Raw genomic sequence first — 15,353 nt, forward strand, 5'->3', positions numbered from 1 at the left:
CATGCCCCTCGGCTCGTCGCAGACCTGCTTCCTGCTTCGACATGAGTACAGCCGCCGCGTCGTCCGACGGCGGTGGCTGTACTCTGGGTCCGGCGATCAGCTTCAGGTCGTTACGGCCCCTGCACCTCACATGATGAAGATTCATTGCCCGCCCTGGGCATCAACGCCGTCGATGATTTCGGGGAGTTCGGCACGTCCCGGTGACGGCTCTCATGCAAGGCTACTTCAACTCCCGAACGCGCGGAAGAAGATTCGCCAGCAGCGACATTTCGCGTTTCGCGACTGGGGCAGAGACGTTGTCTCACGTTGCGTGATCAGCGCGCGCTGAACCTTCGCTCGCGCGCTCTGTAGAGATGATCGCTGATCAATTGCCGCAGCTTTGCCGGGTCATCGAATTCGAGCTGAACGGCGAACGGCACGATGCCGCTAGGCACGCCTGCGCGGCCGCGCAAGCGTGCAAGATCCTTTTCCGTGGTCACCAGCATGAGCTGCTCGCGCTGGGCGTCCGCTGCGAGCGCCGAGATCTCGCCGTCCGAAAACATGTGGTGGTCGGCGAAGGCGCGCGTGCGCGCGACGTCGATGCCGCTCGCACTTAAGGTGCGGAAGAAACGCTCGGGATCGCCGATGCCGGCGAAGGCGAACACCCGCTTGCCGGAGAGCTGCGCGAGCGAGGCCGCATCCGGCTTCAGGCGCGCACGCAGCTCGGGCTTGTTCCGCTTGGCGATCTCCGCCGCGACGTCGTTGGCGGCATTGCCGTCGCCGATCATCACCAGCGCGTCGGTGCGCGCGAGCTGTGCCTCGAGCGGCGCTCGCAGGGGCCCCGCGGGAAACACCTTGCCGTTGCCGAGGCCGCGCTCGCCGTCGATCACGATCAGCGAAGCGTCCTTGAGCAGAGCAGGATTCTGGAAGCCGTCATCCATCAGGATCACGGTGGCGCCTTGCGACTTCGCCAGCGCGACGCCGTCGAGGCGGTCGCGCGCGACCACGACCGGGACGTCGCGCGCCATCATCATGGGCTCGTCGCCGACATCGGCCGCGCTGTGACGCTTGCGGTCGACCATCACCGGCCCCTTCAGGCACCCGCCATAGCCGCGGCTGAGCACGACCGGCGTCTCGCCGAGCTCGCGCAAGAGCTTGGTCAATGCCAGCACGGTCGGGGTCTTGCCGGCGCCGCCAACATGGTAGTTGCCGACGCAGATCACGGGGATGCCGGCGTCCACGCCCTGGCGCGACATGCGCCGTGCGGTGATCGCGCCGTAGAGCGCGCCGAGCGGCCATAGCGCGTAGGATTGGAGGGAGCGTGGCCGGTACCAAAAGGCCGGCTCACGCATTCGCGGCCCCCATCTCGATCCGCAACTGCAAGAGATATGGCTCGAGCGCGGTCATGGTGCGATCGAGCGCACCGCCAAGCTGCTCGACCACGCCGGAGGCCGCGCGCTGCATCTTGTCGCGCATGACCGGATCGGCCAGCAATTGGCCGAGCTGCTTGACCAGCGCCTCCTGCGTGTCGGCCTGCCGCGCCCCGCCGCTCCCATCGAGCGCCTCATAGACGTCGGCAAAGTTGAAAACGTGCGGGCCGTGGACGATGGCGGCGCCCAGCTTGATCGCCTCGATCGGATTCTGCCCGCCATGGTGGATCAGCGATCCACCCATGAACACAATTTCCGAGAGCCGATAGAACAGGCCGAGTTCGCCCATCGTGTCGGCGACATAGACGTCGGTCGTCGCCGTCGGCAGCTCCTCGCGCGAGCGCAGGGCCGGTTTCAGGCCGGACGCCGTGACGAGGCCCGCGATCGCGGAGCCGCGATCCGGGTGCCGCGGCACGATCACGGTGAGAAGCTGCGGGAAGAAGCCGACCAGGCTGCGATGCGCCGCGACCAGCATCTCGTCCTCGCCCGGATGGGTCGACGCCGCGACAATGATCGGCCGCCCCCGCGTCATCGCCATCAGCCGTTCGAGCTTGGCGGGATCGGCCGGCGGCGCCGGCACGTCGAGCTTGAGATTGCCCGTGGTGACGACGTCGCGGCCGCCGAGGGCGGCAAAGCGCTCGGCATCGGTCTTCGACTGCGCGAGACAGATGTCGAACCGCGATAGCAGCGCCGAGATGGTGCCGTGCATGCGCCGCCAGCGCGGGAAGGAACGCGGCGACATCCGCCCGTTGATCAGCACCATCGGCACCCGGCGCGCCGCGCCGGCGAGGATCAGGTTCGGCCACAGATCGGATTCGATGAACAGCGCCAGCGACGGCTTCCAATGGTCGAGGAAGCGCGCAACATAGCGCGGCGAGTCATACGGCACGTATTGATGGATGACGTCGGGCGGAAAGCGTTTTGCGACGACCGCGGCCGAGGTGACCGTGCCCGAGGTGAGCAGGATGCGCAGATTGAGATCGCGCAGGCGCTCGATCAGCGCGGCCGCCGCCAGCACCTCGCCGACGCTGGCACCATGAATCCAGACCAGCGGGCCGTGCGGCCGCACGTCGGCGGACAGGCCGCGCCGCTCGCCGACGCGGGCGGGATCCTCCTTGCCCTGCTTCAGCCGCCGCTTGATCAGCGCAGGCGCGAGCGGCACCAGGCCGGCGGCCAGGCGCCGATACATCCGCAGCGTGATCGGCAGCGCAATGGGCAGCGACTTAGGCATCTTCCGGTCCCGGGCGGCCGAGCTGCGCATAGGCGCGACGGGTCGCCTCGTTCAACGTGTCTTCCAGCTCCTGCCGCAACGTCTCCATCATGGCGGCGTCGGCATCTGCGGGAACGTGGATTTCCTTGATGCCGACCAAAGCGCCCCGCCCGAATGGCAAATTGATGGTGGTGCGATCCCAGTTCTTGAGCCGGACGAAGCGGCTGGTCGCCATCGCGAAAGGCATGATCGGCCGTCCCGATTCCCGTGCCAGCATGATAATGCCGAGCCCGACCACGCGCGAGCGCTTGGGGACATCGGCGGTCAGCGCGACATTACAACCGGCCTGGAGCGTCCGCACCATTTCCTTGAAGGCGCCGACGCCACCCTTGCGGTGGAACGCGCCGCCATGGTCGCCGGAACCGCGGATCGTGCCGATGCCGAGCCGCTCGGCGGCGATGGCATTGAACTCGCCGTCGCGGTGCCGGGAGATCAGCACCTTGGCCCGATAGGACGCCTTGTTCTGGTTCTTGATGAAGGGCGTCAGGAAATGCTGGCCGTGCCAGAACGCGAAGATCGCAGGGAGCTGCGGCTCGACGCGCTCGTAGACGTCGGGCGGATCGAAGGTGAAGGTGTTGGTCCGCCAGACCAGACGCAGATATTCGGCCGCCAGGACCCCGACGGCACGCTGAAACCAGCTGCTTCGCAGCGTATTGCGAAGCAGTTTCTTCAACGCGCCGGTTCTTGATTCGGATCGAGCAGCCGATGCAGGTGGACGATGAAGTAGCGCATCTGCGCGTTGTCGACCGTGCTCTGCGCCTTGGCCCGCCAGGCGGCGTGGGCGCTGGCATAGTTCGGATAGAGGCCGACGATGTCGACCTCGTCCAGATTCTTGAAAGTGTTGTGCTCGAGATCGACGAGCTCGCCGCCGATGACGAGGTGGAGCAGTTGTTGCGGGGCGCTATCTGGCATGAGTTCTGTTCCTAAGGGGCTGCCCGGCAAAGCAGTGTTCGAGAAGCACGACGAATGCGCCTTAGGCTAAGGGACGGTTGCGAAAATGCGCGACAATGCCCGCATGACGTTCGCGTCCCGCTGCCACCAGCACCCCGTGCGCCACTTCCCGGCGGTTATAGAGGATGGGTTCTCCGGAGAGGTCGCTCATCCTACCATCCGCTTCCTGCACGATCAAATCGGCCGCCGCAAGATCCCAATCATGGCTGTTGCCGCCGGCAAAAGCCGCATCCAGCGCGCCATGGGCGACCCGGCAAAGCCGCAGCGCCAGCGAGCCGATCCGCCGGTGCAGCTTGATCTCGCCGAGGGACGGCTTCAGCCGCTCGACCAGCGGCTTCGGGCCGGCGACGCGGGCAAAGTCGAGCTCGGATCCGCTTGTCGCGCGCACCGGCTTGTCGTTGAGCGTCGTGCCCTTACCGCGCGTTGCGAAGAAGAACTCGTCGGTGGCCGGGGCGAACACGGCGGCAAGCACCGGCGAAGCGTCCGCCACCAGCGCGACGCTGACGCACCATTCGTCGTGACCGCCGAGATAATTGCGCGTGCCGTCGATGGGATCGACGATCCAGGTCAGCCGCCGCGACAGCCGCGCCGCATCGTCGGCGCTCTCCTCGGACAGCCAGCCATAATCGGGCCTAGCGGCGCGCAGGCGCGATTCGAGCAGATCATTGACGGCGATGTCCGCCTCCGACACCGGCGAGGACGCGCCCTTGGTCCACTTTCGCAGCTCGGTGCGGAACATCGACTGCGCCAGCGCGCCCGCCTCCCGCACCGTGTCCTTCAGCAGCGCCGCGTCGCGGGTCAGGATAGTGTCGTCGAGAGCAGCGGCCATCGGGGTCAATCGCGCGGCACGCCGAGACCACCTCTCCCCATCGGGGAGAGGTCGATTTGCGCCTCGCGATGCGAAGCATCGTCGAGTGCAAATCGGGTGAGGGGGGGCAGATCCCACGAGAGAGAGTAACCCCTCACCCGGATCGCATCTTGCGATGCGATTCGACCTCTCCCTATGGGAGAGGTGAGCCAACTCGCTTCTGCTCGATCAGCGTCCGCCAAGCGTCAAACCCTCGATGCGCACCGTCGGCGCATTGATGCCGTAGCGGAATTCGAGATTGTTCGCGGGCTGCATCGACTTGAAGATCTCGAACAGGTGCCCGGCGATCGTCACCTCGCTGACGGGATAGGTGATCTCGCCGTTCTCGATCCAGAAGCCGGAGGCGCCGCGACTGTAATCGCCGGTGACGCCGTTGACGCCGGAGCCGATCAGGTCGGTGACGTAGAAACCCTGCTTGATGTCGGCGATCAGCTCGGCCGGCGTTGCCGTGCCGGGCTCGAGATGCAAATTGTACGGCCCCGGCGAGGGCGAGGAGGACACGCCGCGATGGGCGTGACCGGTGGTGGTGAGGCCGAGCTCGCGCGCGGTGGCGCAATCGAGCAGCCAGGTCGTCAGCACGCCGTCATCGACCAGCGCGGTCCGCTTCACCGCGACGCCTTCGGCGTCGAAGGTCTGCGAGCGCAGGCCGCGCTTGCGCAAGGGATCGTCGATGATGCGGATATTCCTGGCGAACAGCTGCTGGCCGAGCTTGTCCTTCAGGAAGCTGGTCTTGCGCGCGATCGAGGCGCCGTTGATGGCGCCGACGAGATGCCCGACCAGGGAGCCGGCGACGCGCGGATCGAACACCACCGGGACCTTGCAGGTCTCGACCTTGCGCGGATTGTAGCGCGCCACGGTGCGCTCACCGGCGGAGCGGCCGACGACCTCCGGCGACAGCAGATCGGCGCCATGCGGCGCCGAGGTGAAGTCGTAGTCGCGCTCCATGCCGGTGCCTTCGCCCGATATGGCTGTGGCAGAGATGCCCTGGCTGGAGCGCAGATAGGAGCCGTGGAAGCCGGTCGAGGTGACGAGCACCATGCCGCCGATGCCGGATGAGGCCGAGGCGCCGCCGGACTTGGTCACGCCCTTGACGCCGAGCGCGGCAGCTTCGGCCGCGAGCGCGCGGCGCTCGAGCTCAGTCGTCGTGGGCACGGCGGGATCGAGCAGGTCGAGATCGGGAAAGTCGCGCGCGAGCAGCGCGGGATCGGCGAGGCCGACATATTTGTCGTCGGGCGCGACGCGCGCCATTGCAACCGCGCGCTCGGCGAGCTTGGTGACGGCATCGCCGCTGACGTCGTTGGTGGAGACCACCGCCTGACGCTGACCGACCAGCACGCGCAGACCGACATCGTCGCCCTCGGACCGCTCGGATTCCTCGACGCGTCCGTCGCGGACCTCGACGCCCTGCGAGACGCCGCGCACCGCGACCGCGTCGGCCGCATCCGCGCCGGCGCGCTTGGCCGCCTCGACCAGCCGCTGCGCGAGATCGGAGAGCGCGGACTGATCGAACAGGTCGCGATTGGCGGAAGGCGAAAGCGTCGGGCTTGGTGAAGAGTTCACGAACGAAATCCTGTTGGGGCGGGGTTCGGGACCGGAACCCACAGATGTGCCCTGATAGCGCGGACTTCAAGCATTTTCAGACTGCCAAAAGCTCAGATTCGCGACGTCGGCGCAACGTCTCGTCAATCATGCGCGCCAAGGTCTTGTCAATCATGAGGAGCGAGTGACGGTGGGTTAACCAGCCTTTTTAAGCGGTTTCGGACCGCCCCGCGCTAGGGTCCTCGCATCGACCGGGAACATAATCCTGGCGGGGAGAACGAAGCCGTGAGGCGTCAAACAGCAACATGCGGGGTCCACCCCGCCGGGTCGAGCCGCTCCTTGCGGCTCGACCCACTTTCCCTTCCGGTCCGCTTCGATGCGCATGATCCGCGCGCCGACGGACATGTCAGGCAGATCGAGCTTCATCGCGAGCGTGTCGTGCTGCGCCGTGCCGTGCGCGGCATGCAGATGGCGATCAACGTGCGCGTCGCCGACTTCACCGGCGTTGCGCTCCGCGGCAATGACGAGACGCAGACGCTCGTCCTCGTGCACCGCGATCCCTCGCTCTCCATCCCGCTGCTGATCAGCACTGACACGGACGAGATCGCACAGGCCTGGACGATCTGGAGCGAGATCTTCGCGCTGCCGCAGCTCGACGAGGGCGCACGCAAGCCCGCACCGCGCCGCCGCCGCGCCAACGCGATCCGCGCCCGCCGCCCGAAATTCTTGATGCGCCGGCGCACCGCAATGGCGCGCGAGCTGCCGGTTCATCAGGGCGAGCGCGAGATCATCGCGAGGAATTAATGATGCCGTAGGGTGGGTTAGCCCGAAGGGCGTAACCCACCTCTTTGCTTTCCGCGCAGATAGGAGTTGGTGGATTACGCTTCGCTAATCCACCCTACGCATTTCGCGTCACGCCGCCCGCAGCACCGCGTCGGCGAGCAATCCCGCAAACAACAGCAAGCCGGCATCGCGGTTCGACTTGAACAGGCGCAGGCAGAGCGCGCCATCGGCGATATTTAGCCGCGCGATCTGCCACACCAGATGCGCGGCGAAGGCGGCTAGCCCGAGCCAGGCCGGCCAGCGCGCTTCGCCAGACGCCAGCGCGACGCCGATCAGCATCACCGCGAGCCCGTAGAACAGGACAAGCGCCTGGCGCGTATGCGCGCCGAACAGGCGCGCGGTCGACTTGATGCCGATCAGCGCGTCGTCCTCCGCGTCCTGATGCGCGTAGATCGTGTCATAGCCGATCACCCAGGAGATTGCGCCGGCATAGAGCACGAGCGCGGTAGCGTCGATGCGGCCGAAGGTGACGGCAAACCCCATCAACGCGCCCCAGGAGAAGGCGAGCCCGAGCACGATCTGCGGCCACCAGGTGATGCGCTTCATGAAGGGATAGATCGCGACGATCAGGAGTGAGGCGATGCCCGTTGCAATCGCGAAGCGGTTGAACTGCAGCAGCACCGCAAGACCGACCAGCGCCTGCGCGAGCATGAAGACCAGCGCCTGCCTGGTGGTCACCTGCCCCGACGGCAGCGGCCGCGAGCGCGTGCGCTCGACCTTGTCATCGAGGTCGCGATCGGTGATGTCGTTCCAGGTGCAGCCGGCCCCGCGCATGACGAAAGCGCCGATGAAGAACAGCACGATGGTGAGCGGCAGGCCGCGAATGTCATGCGCCATGCCGGCGGCCAGCGCCGCCGACCACCAGCATGGCATCAGGAGAAGCCAGGAGCCGATCGGGCGATCGAAGCGGGACAGGCGCAGGTAAGGCCGCGCCCAATGCGGCGCGAGCGTATCGACCCAGTTGCCGGTGGAATCGGCAACGCGGGCGGATGTATCGTTCATCTCGTCAGGACGTTGCCGTTGAGCGTATCGAAGGTGCTGCCGCCCTTCTTGCCGGCATTGGCCTCGGGCGCCGAGCCCGAGCCCAGCACCTCGCTCAGCGACGGACCGGCCGGACCGCGCGGCTGGTTCTGCATCTGCTGCGCGACGTTGCAGACCTTCGTCGCCATGGCCTCGGTGTTCTTGTGACCGTCCTTCAGCTGCGCGCCGATCTGCGGCGGGATTCCACATTTGGCGGCATTGGTCTCGATGTACTTGATCATCTTGACTTCAGCCTGGCTGAAATTGCGGATCAGCTTGCAGGCCTCGTCCGGCGGCGCGTGACGGTCGCTGGCGGCCTTGATCAGCTTGCCGCGCTTCTCGGCTTCCTCGCGCAGCGGAATGAAGGCCTTCATGCAGTCCTCGCCGGGACCGGCCTGCGTCGGCGGAGCGGCGCTGAAGGCGCCGGCGCCGCCGATCGGGGCAGCACCGTTCACCGGAAAGGACGATTGCGGAGCCGTACCGACCGAAGCCGTCGGTGCCGAACCGTTAACCGGAGGAAATGGGGAATTGGCGGCAGCCTGGTTGGGCAGCGGCGCCGGGAACGCGCTTTGCGCAGACGCGCCCACAGCACTCATGCCGACCAAGGCGGTGGCGACCATGGCGGCAGTGATCGGAACCATCAAATGACGGATCATCAAGATAGTCTCTCCGGCAGGAGCTTACGGGGCTCAGGGCTTCCCAATTGAAGCGCGACCAGCGTGTTCGCGTTTTTACGATTCCCGCCGGCGCTTAACAACCCGTGGAATAGGGCGAGAGCGCGGCGCTGGGACGCACCAGTTCGGCAATATTTACCCCCGAAATGGCGCCTTTCGGTTAAGAACGGCCGGTAATCGGACCCCAAGCGATGCCTTCTCACGATTTTCGCGCCCCCCGCCTGTTCGTCGATGCCCCCCTGGCCCAGGACGCCAGGGTGCCGCTCGACCGCGACCAGAGCAATTATCTCGGCAATGTGCTGCGGCTCGCGGCCGGGGCCGAGGTCCTGGCCTTCAACGGCAGGGATGGCGAGTGGCAGGCCGCCATCGAGGGCCGCAAGCGGCCGAACGGCCTCGTGATCCTGCAGCAGACCCGGCCCCAGGACCGGCTCGCGGACCTCACTTACGTCTTTGCCCCGCTCAAGCATGCCCGGCTGGACTACATGGTGCAGAAGGCCATCGAGATGGGCGCCGCCGCGCTGCAGCCGGTGTTGACCCGGTTCACCCAGGCATCCCGGGTCAACACCGAGCGGATGCGCGCCAATGTGGTCGAGGCGGCCGAGCAATGCGGCATCCTCAGCATCGCCAGCGTGGCCGAGCCGGTGCCGCTGGAGCGCTTCCTGAGCCAGCGTCCCGCCGACCGGTTGCTGATCTTCTGCGACGAGGCGGCGGAGGTTCAAGATCCCATTCAGAGCCTGCAAGGCGCGCGCGAGGTCGGACGCGGTATCGACGTGCTGATCGGCCCCGAGGGCGGTTTTGCCGAAGAAGAGCGGGCGCTGTTGCTGCGCCAGCCCAAAATCCTGCGGCTGGCGCTCGGCCCCCGCATCATGCGGGCGGACACAGCCGCCGTCGCCGCCTTGGCGCTGGTGCAGGCGGTGCTGGGGGATTGGGGCGGCAAGGCCAGCTAGCTTCGTCAGCGTGCAAACGCAGGGCGTCGTCATGCCCGGGCTTGTCCCGGGCATCCACGTCCTTTGCGCCGGAGGGCAAGGCGTGGATGGCGGGGACAAGCCCGGCCATGACGAATGAGCCACCCGTTAAGCGATTGATCCTTTGGAGGTCGAAACCGCTGTCGGGCCATGCTAAGGGCTGCGCCAATTCGCCTCCCCTTGCCTGCCCGGTTCCGCCGGGACGATGGACCGCTGAGATGACCGCGACTGCCACCTCAAATGCTGCCGGCTCCGCCGCCTGGGCGGATACGCTGCTCTTGTCGTTTGCGCAGGCCGGCTACGTCAGGGCCGAGCCCGCCATCCTGCAGCCGGCCGAGCCGTTCCTGGACCTGTCCGGCGAGGACATCCGCAAGAGCCTGTACCTGACCACCGACCTCTCCGGCGAGGAGCTCTGCCTGCGCCCGGACCTGACCATTCCTGTCGCGCGCGACTATCTGGCCTCGGGGCGCGCCGGCCAGCCGGCGGGGTTCAGCTATCTCGGTCCGGTGTTCCGCTACCGTAGCGGCCAGGCCCGTGAATTCCTCCAGGCCGGCATCGAATCGTTCGCCCGTCAGGACCGCGCCGCGGCTGATGCCGAGATGCTGGCGCTGGGGCTAGAGGCGACGGCCGCCTTCGGCGTCCGCGACGTCGAGATCCGCACCGGCGACGTCGCCTTGTTCAATGCGCTGCTCGACGCGCTCAACCTCTATCCGGTCTGGCGGCGCCGCCTGGTCAAGGATTTCAACCGCAAGATCAGCCTGGAGCAGGATCTCGAGCGGCTCGCGGCCGCGACCACCGCGACACGCAGCGAATATGAGGGCGTGCTGGCGGCCCTTGCCGGCTCCGACCGCAAGGCGGCGCTCGCCTTCGTCACCGATCTGATGTCGATCGCCGGCACCACCAATGTCGGCGGCCGCACCACGGCCGAGATCGCCGATCGCTTCCTCGAGCAATCGACGCTGAAGGGCGGCGCGCTGCCGCGCGAGGCCATTGCCGTGCTCAAGCGCTTCCTGTCGATATCGGGCAATCCGGACGACGCCATCGCCGAGCTACGCGCACTCACCGCCGACGCGAAGCTCGATCTCGCGTCTGCGATCGATCAGTTCGAGAGCCGGGTCGGCTTCATGGCCGCGCGCGGCATCAACGTGAGGCAGATTCGTTTCTCGACCGCCTTCGGGCGCGGGCTCGACTACTACACCGGCTTTGAGTTCGAGCTGCATCACAGCGGCAACGGCACCGAGCCGCTGGTCGCCGGCGGCCGCTACGACGGGCTGATGACCCAGCTCGGATCAAGCGAGCCGATTCCGGCGGTCGGCTTCTCGGTCTGGGTGGAGGCGCTGAACCGGATCGGCCGCAAGGTGGGAGCGTAAAATCATGAGCGCGCCATTCGTTCTGGCCGTTCCCTCCAAGGGCCGCCTGCAGGAAAACACCGAGGCCTTCTTTGCCCGTGCCGGCCTCAAACTGTCGAAGGCCGGCGGCGCCCGCGACTACCGCGGCACCATCGCAGGCCTCGACAATGTCGAGGTCGCCTATCTCTCGGCGAGCGAGATCGCCGCGCAGCTGTCGCGCGGCTTCGCGCATCTCGGCGTCACCGGCGAAGATCTCGTGCGCGAGAACATCGCCGATGCCGACAAGCGCGTGTCGCTGATCGACGGGCTCGGCTTCGGCTATGCCGACGTCGTCGTCGCGGTGCCGCAGGCCTGGATCGACGTCCGCACCATGGCCGACCTCGACGACGTCACCACCGGCTTCCGCGAGCAGCATCACATGCGGATGCGGGTCGCGACCAAGTTCGTCAACCTCACCCGCGGCTTCTTCCAGGCTCACGGCATCAGCGATTACCGCATCGTCGAAAGCGCGGGCGCCACCGAAGGGGCGCCGGCGGCCGGCAGCGCCGAGCTGATCGTCGACATCACCACGACCGGCGCGACGCTCGCCGCCAACGGCCTGCGGGTGCTCGACGACGGCGTGATCCTGCGCAGCCAGGCCAATCTGGTGGCCGCCAAGGAGGCCGACTGGTCGCCGCAGGCGCGCGAGACGGCGCGTGTCATCCTCGATCACATCGCAGCACGGGCGCGGGCCAACAAGTACCGCGAAGTCCGCACCCGCTTCCGCCAATGCGATGCCGCCCTGCTCGGGGAAGCCCACAGCCGGTTCGGCGTGGAGGCCCCGTTCGGCGGTCCGACCTCGTCAGGCATGCTGACCCTGCACTGCCCACCGGGGCAGCTCTACGCGCTGGCGAGCTTCCTGCGCGAGCATGGCGCCGAGACCGTCTCGGTGGTGTCGCTCGACTACGTGTTCGACCGGGAGAACCCGCTGTTCGCCAAGCTCGAGGCGTTCCTGGATCGGTGAGCCCAAGGTTTGTTCAGCTTTGCGACAGCAAAGGGCAGCTACCATATGCGGTTGAGAAGACCTAAACACCTCTGGAACCTTGATCGATGACGCTGGGCTCTGACGTATCCGGCATGACGACCACCGCAGCCAGCGCCGCCGCGAAGGGGCTGTCGATCGTCATCCCCGTCTACAACGAGGCGGCGGGCCTCGCCGCTCTGCACCAGCGCATCTGCGAGCTCGCCAAGACGCTGCGGCAGCGCTATCGCCTGTCTTGCGAGGTGGTCTATGTCGACGACGGCAGCAAGGATGCGACGCTGTCGATCGCGCGGTCATTGCCGGCCGACGCCATCGACGTTCAGGTGGTGTCGCTGTCGCGCAATTTCGGCAAGGAGGCCGCGCTGATGGCGGGCCTCGACCATGCCCGCCTCGGCGCGGTCATGTTCATGGACGGCGACGGCCAGCATCCGCCGGCGCTGGTTGAACAGCTGGTGCGGCACTGGATCGATGACGGCTATGACGTCGTCTACACCGCCAAGGCGCATCGCGACAACGAGTCCTTCCTGCGCCGGGTCGCGGTGCACGGCTTCTACGCGCTGATCAATTGGGGCGCCCGCCAGAAGATTCCGGAGGACGCCGGCGATTTCCGCCTGCTGTCGCCCCGCGCGGTCGCCGCGCTGAGGCAGCTGCCGGAACGCAACCGCTTCTTCAAGGGCCTCGCGAGCTGGATCGGTTTCCGCCAGATCCGCGTCGACTACGAGCCCGCAGCGCGTGCCCATGGCGTCACCACCTTCAACGCCGCGAGCCTGCTTGGCCTGTCGATCGAAGGCCTGACGTCCTTCTCGGTGGCACCGCTCCGCTTCGCCAGCCTGCTCGGCGTCATTCTCGCCGGCGGCGCCTTCCTGTTCGGCCTTTCGATCCTCTGGGAAGTGTTCACGACCGGCAAGCAGGTGCCCGGCTATCCTTCGCTCGTGATCGGCCTGATGACGATCGGCGGCGTGCAGCTCATCATGATCGGCATCGTCGGCGAATATATCGGCAAGATCCTCTCCGAGCTGAAGGCGCGCCCGATCTACTTCGTGGCCGAGCACAGCGAAAAGCATTTCGAAGCCGCCAAGGCCGATGAGGCCGCGAGCAGGACGGCAGCCGAATGAGCGTGGCCGCGAGCCCGCGGCGGATCTGGCTCTGCGCCGACGATTACGGCATCAGCCCGGGCGTCAACCGCGCCATTCGCGACCTGATCGAACGCGGCCGCCTCAACGCCACCTCGGTGATGATGGTGGGGCCCGCGATTGCGCGCAGCGACGTCGAGGCGCTGCAGGCTTCGGCAACGCAAAGCCCGCGATGCGCGATCGGATTGCACGTGACGCTGTCGGCGCCGTTCCGGCCGCTCACCATGCATTTCCGCCCCTTGGACGGCGACATGTTCTTGGCCTTTCCAAAACTGCTGTGCGCCGCACTTTTGCGGCGACTCGACCGTGAATTCATCCGCAACGAGGTGAAGGCGCAGCTGGCCGCCTTCATGGACGCGTTCGGACGCGCCCCCGACTTCGTCGACGGTCACCAGCATGTGCAGCTCTTCCCGCAGGTGCGCGACGGCTTCGTCGATGCGGTGGTCGAGGTTGCGCCGAACGCCTGGGTGCGCCAGGGCGGCCGCGATCTGCCGCTTCGGCAGCGGCTGGCCTCACCGAAGGCGCTGGTGCTCGATGGTCTCAGCGCGCAATTCCGCCGCCGCGCCGGCAGCGCCGGCCTCAGCTTCAACCCCGCTTTCGCCGGCGCCTATGATTTCACCCGCGCCGCCGATTTCGGCGCGTTGATGCGGCAATTCCTGGACGGCCTCCCAGATGGCGGCCTCGTGATGTGCCATCCCGGCTTCGTCGACGATGTCCTCACCGGCCTCGATCCCATGACCGACGTGCGCGAGCGCGAGCACGCCTATCTCGCGGGCGATGCCTTCGCGCGCCTGCTGGCGGATAGCAACGTGACACTGAAGTGATATGCTGCCCTCATGGACAATCGAGACCGCCTTTTTCCAGAGCTACCAGGCTGGCGTTTTTCACTGACGGAGACGTCTTTCGGCGTTTACCGGGCTGAAGGCTTCCACGACGACGGTCGCTCCGTCAGCCGCATGGGGCACGACGTCCCACTTCTGATCAAGGAAACCGCCGAAGACGCGAGAAATCTGCCGAAGCGGCGAGGCAGCTTGTCGCATACCGAAATTTAATCCGGCCGGCACTGTTGGGGCCATAATGGAACCCTACATCTCCTCTCGCGCTTGGTTTGGCGCGAAGGAGACAGATCATGACGCCGCAGGAACGCCAGCTCGTCGACGACCTTTTTGACCGGCTTTCTAAGCTCGAGAATGCACCGCGCGATCCCGATGCGATTGCCGCGATCTCCGACGGCCTGCGCAAGGCGCCCGGCGCCATCTACGCGCTGGTGCAGACCACGCTGGTGCAGGACGAAGCGCTGAAGCGCGCCAATGCCCGCATCCAGGAGCTGGAAGCGGCCCACGCGCCCGAGCAGGCGCAGTCCGGCGGCTTCCTCGACACCATGCGCGACACATTGTTTGGCGGCGGCCCGTCCCGCGGCTCGGTGCCGAATGTGCCGCAGCGTGAGCAGCGTCCGGCTTGGAATACCGGACAGGCGATGCCGCAAGGCCAGCCGGGTTACGGCGCGCCGCCTTACGGACAGGCTTACGGCCAAGGTCCGGGTCAGGGCGCTCCGCCGATCGGCGGTGGCGGCGGCTCGTTCCTCGGCACGGCGGCGGCGGCCGCAGCCGGCGTCGTCGGCGGCTCGCTGCTGCTCTCGAGCATCCGCGGCATGATGGGCGGATCGCACCAGCAGGGTTTTGGCGACAGCAACGCGCTCGGCGACCGCAGCGCTGGTGGAAGTCCTTGGGGCGGCGGCGATCAGTCCGGCGGCTCGCTGGCGCGCGAGGCCGGCCTCGATGACATCGGCTCGAACCGGGAATCCCGCCAGGGCTTCTTCGACCAGGCGTCGAACGAGCGCGACAACTACGACCAGAACTACGGCAACGATCACGACGACAGCTTCGACACGGCCGACAACAGCGATTTCGGCGGCGACGACGACGGCGGCAGCGATTACGCGTAGGCCATTCGACCGACAGATGTGGAACGGCCGCCTCCGGGCGGCCGATTTCTGTTCAAGCAGAGCTCGACGCACTTCTGCTCTGCCACCACACGCCATGATGCCATTCGATATAATATGACTAGTGCGTGCGTTGTCGGACAGCACCGTGCAAAACGTCACGAGGTGCGCCTGACTTCACCATACCGAGCGAAATCGTCCTCCGACACACGCCGCCGTAGACTCCCGGATTTCCAAATTTGGACATGGGTGTTCAATTGGAAGAACACATTGCTTATGCCACACATCGTGGCTGCCTCTCTTGGCTACAGTCGGGGGTTTTAAGAATGAGTTCACTTCAACAGCGCATCGCGACCCTGAGCGACGTCA

General features: G+C 66.6%; 15 protein-coding genes. 7 read left to right on the forward strand and 8 right to left on the reverse strand.

All coding sequences use genetic code 11. The features are described from left to right. Positions 1-314: 314 nt before the first annotated feature. The 6 genes from lpxK to ACVWYQ_RS19115 form a co-directional block, all read right to left on the reverse strand. Positions 315-1,331: a tetraacyldisaccharide 4'-kinase gene (gene lpxK / locus ACVWYQ_RS19090; RefSeq protein WP_404653844.1), complete on the reverse strand. Its 1,017-nt coding sequence runs from the start codon at positions 1,329-1,331 to the stop codon at positions 315-317. Further along, entirely contained in the window at positions 1,324-2,670 is a 1,347-nt protein-coding gene (locus ACVWYQ_RS19095) for a 3-deoxy-D-manno-octulosonic acid transferase (protein WP_404544076.1), read from the reverse strand. Before ACVWYQ_RS19095 ends, lpxK begins: the two co-directional genes overlap by 8 nt. Next, positions 2,633-3,352, reverse strand: a complete 720-nt coding sequence (locus ACVWYQ_RS19100) for a lysophospholipid acyltransferase family protein (protein WP_036039958.1) — start codon at positions 3,350-3,352, stop codon at positions 2,633-2,635. Before ACVWYQ_RS19100 ends, ACVWYQ_RS19095 begins: the two co-directional genes overlap by 38 nt. Then, entirely contained in the window at positions 3,349-3,591 is a 243-nt protein-coding gene (locus ACVWYQ_RS19105; RefSeq protein ID WP_036039955.1) for a DUF4170 domain-containing protein, read from the reverse strand. The genes ACVWYQ_RS19100 and ACVWYQ_RS19105 overlap by 4 nt, the downstream gene beginning before the upstream one ends. A gap of 61 nt (positions 3,592-3,652) precedes the next feature. Then, positions 3,653-4,459, reverse strand: coding sequence for an inositol monophosphatase family protein (locus ACVWYQ_RS19110; protein ID WP_404544079.1), 807 nt, complete (start codon positions 4,457-4,459; stop codon positions 3,653-3,655). A 207-nt stretch (positions 4,460-4,666) separates the two neighbouring features. Continuing rightward, entirely contained in the window at positions 4,667-6,058 is a 1,392-nt protein-coding gene (locus ACVWYQ_RS19115; RefSeq protein ID WP_404544081.1) for a TldD/PmbA family protein, read from the reverse strand. 264 nt (positions 6,059-6,322) lie between these two features. On the opposite strand from ACVWYQ_RS19115, the gene ACVWYQ_RS19120 reads away from it, so the two are divergent. Beyond that, the gene (locus tag ACVWYQ_RS19120) at positions 6,323-6,841 is read left to right on the forward strand and encodes a DUF6101 family protein (RefSeq protein WP_271539135.1); all 519 of its coding nucleotides are present in this window, start codon (positions 6,323-6,325) and stop codon (positions 6,839-6,841) included. A 108-nt stretch (positions 6,842-6,949) separates the two neighbouring features. On the opposite strand, the gene ubiA is transcribed toward ACVWYQ_RS19120, so the two are convergent. Next, a complete protein-coding gene (ubiA, locus tag ACVWYQ_RS19125; protein WP_271539136.1) occupies positions 6,950-7,882 on the reverse strand; it encodes a 4-hydroxybenzoate octaprenyltransferase in 933 nt (310 codons plus the stop codon). Beyond that, positions 7,879-8,556 (reverse strand): hypothetical protein, encoded by a 678-nt coding sequence (locus tag ACVWYQ_RS19130; RefSeq protein WP_271539137.1) that lies wholly within the window; start codon positions 8,554-8,556, stop codon positions 7,879-7,881. The genes ubiA and ACVWYQ_RS19130 overlap by 4 nt, the downstream gene beginning before the upstream one ends. A 209-nt stretch (positions 8,557-8,765) precedes the next feature. On the opposite strand from ACVWYQ_RS19130, the gene ACVWYQ_RS19135 reads away from it, so the two are divergent. From ACVWYQ_RS19135 to ACVWYQ_RS19160, 6 genes are all read left to right on the forward strand, one after another. Next, positions 8,766-9,521, forward strand: a complete 756-nt coding sequence (locus ACVWYQ_RS19135; protein ID WP_271539139.1) for a 16S rRNA (uracil(1498)-N(3))-methyltransferase — start codon at positions 8,766-8,768, stop codon at positions 9,519-9,521. Positions 9,522-9,757: 236 nt separating this feature from the next. Beyond that, positions 9,758-10,909 (forward strand): ATP phosphoribosyltransferase regulatory subunit, encoded by a 1,152-nt coding sequence (locus tag ACVWYQ_RS19140; protein ID WP_404544084.1) that lies wholly within the window; start codon positions 9,758-9,760, stop codon positions 10,907-10,909. A gap of 4 nt (positions 10,910-10,913) precedes the next feature. Beyond that, positions 10,914-11,891, forward strand: coding sequence for an ATP phosphoribosyltransferase (gene hisG / locus ACVWYQ_RS19145; protein ID WP_157283217.1), 978 nt, complete (start codon positions 10,914-10,916; stop codon positions 11,889-11,891). Positions 11,892-11,977: 86 nt separating this feature from the next. Next, entirely contained in the window at positions 11,978-13,024 is a 1,047-nt protein-coding gene (locus ACVWYQ_RS19150; protein ID WP_271539143.1) for a glycosyltransferase family 2 protein, read from the forward strand. After that, entirely contained in the window at positions 13,021-13,866 is an 846-nt protein-coding gene (locus ACVWYQ_RS19155) for a ChbG/HpnK family deacetylase (protein WP_271539145.1), read from the forward strand. Before ACVWYQ_RS19150 ends, ACVWYQ_RS19155 begins: the two co-directional genes overlap by 4 nt. A gap of 305 nt (positions 13,867-14,171) precedes the next feature. Next, on the forward strand, positions 14,172-14,987 hold the full coding sequence (locus ACVWYQ_RS19160) for a DUF2076 domain-containing protein (RefSeq protein ID WP_404544088.1): 816 nt from the start codon (positions 14,172-14,174) through the stop codon (positions 14,985-14,987). The last annotated feature ends 366 nt before the right edge of the window (positions 14,988-15,353 follow it).

Source organism: Bradyrhizobium sp. USDA 3397 (assembly GCF_054060965.1).

What these genes read in the sequence shown, in the direction of transcription:
- ACVWYQ_RS19105 (WP_036039955.1), bottom strand. Translation starts at nt 3,591, where the DNA reads ATGCCAGATAGCGCCCCGCAACAACTGCTCCACCTCGTCATCGGCGGC.
- ACVWYQ_RS19155 (WP_271539145.1), top strand. Translation starts at nt 13,021, where the DNA reads ATGAGCGTGGCCGCGAGCCCGCGGCGGATCTGGCTCTGCGCCGACGAT.
- ACVWYQ_RS19160 (WP_404544088.1), top strand. Translation starts at nt 14,172, where the DNA reads ATGACGCCGCAGGAACGCCAGCTCGTCGACGACCTTTTTGACCGGCTT.
- ACVWYQ_RS19150 (WP_271539143.1), top strand. Translation starts at nt 11,978, where the DNA reads ATGACGCTGGGCTCTGACGTATCCGGCATGACGACCACCGCAGCCAGC.
- ACVWYQ_RS19130 (WP_271539137.1), bottom strand. Translation starts at nt 8,556, where the DNA reads ATGATCCGTCATTTGATGGTTCCGATCACTGCCGCCATGGTCGCCACC.
- ACVWYQ_RS19095 (WP_404544076.1), bottom strand. Translation starts at nt 2,670, where the DNA reads ATGCGCAGCTCGGCCGCCCGGGACCGGAAGATGCCTAAGTCGCTGCCC.
- ACVWYQ_RS19135 (WP_271539139.1), top strand. Translation starts at nt 8,766, where the DNA reads ATGCCTTCTCACGATTTTCGCGCCCCCCGCCTGTTCGTCGATGCCCCC.
- hisG (WP_157283217.1), top strand. Translation starts at nt 10,914, where the DNA reads ATGAGCGCGCCATTCGTTCTGGCCGTTCCCTCCAAGGGCCGCCTGCAG.
- ACVWYQ_RS19110 (WP_404544079.1), bottom strand. Translation starts at nt 4,459, where the DNA reads ATGGCCGCTGCTCTCGACGACACTATCCTGACCCGCGACGCGGCGCTG.
- ACVWYQ_RS19140 (WP_404544084.1), top strand. Translation starts at nt 9,758, where the DNA reads ATGACCGCGACTGCCACCTCAAATGCTGCCGGCTCCGCCGCCTGGGCG.
- ubiA (WP_271539136.1), bottom strand. Translation starts at nt 7,882, where the DNA reads ATGAACGATACATCCGCCCGCGTTGCCGATTCCACCGGCAACTGGGTC.
- lpxK (WP_404653844.1), bottom strand. Translation starts at nt 1,331, where the DNA reads ATGCGTGAGCCGGCCTTTTGGTACCGGCCACGCTCCCTCCAATCCTAC.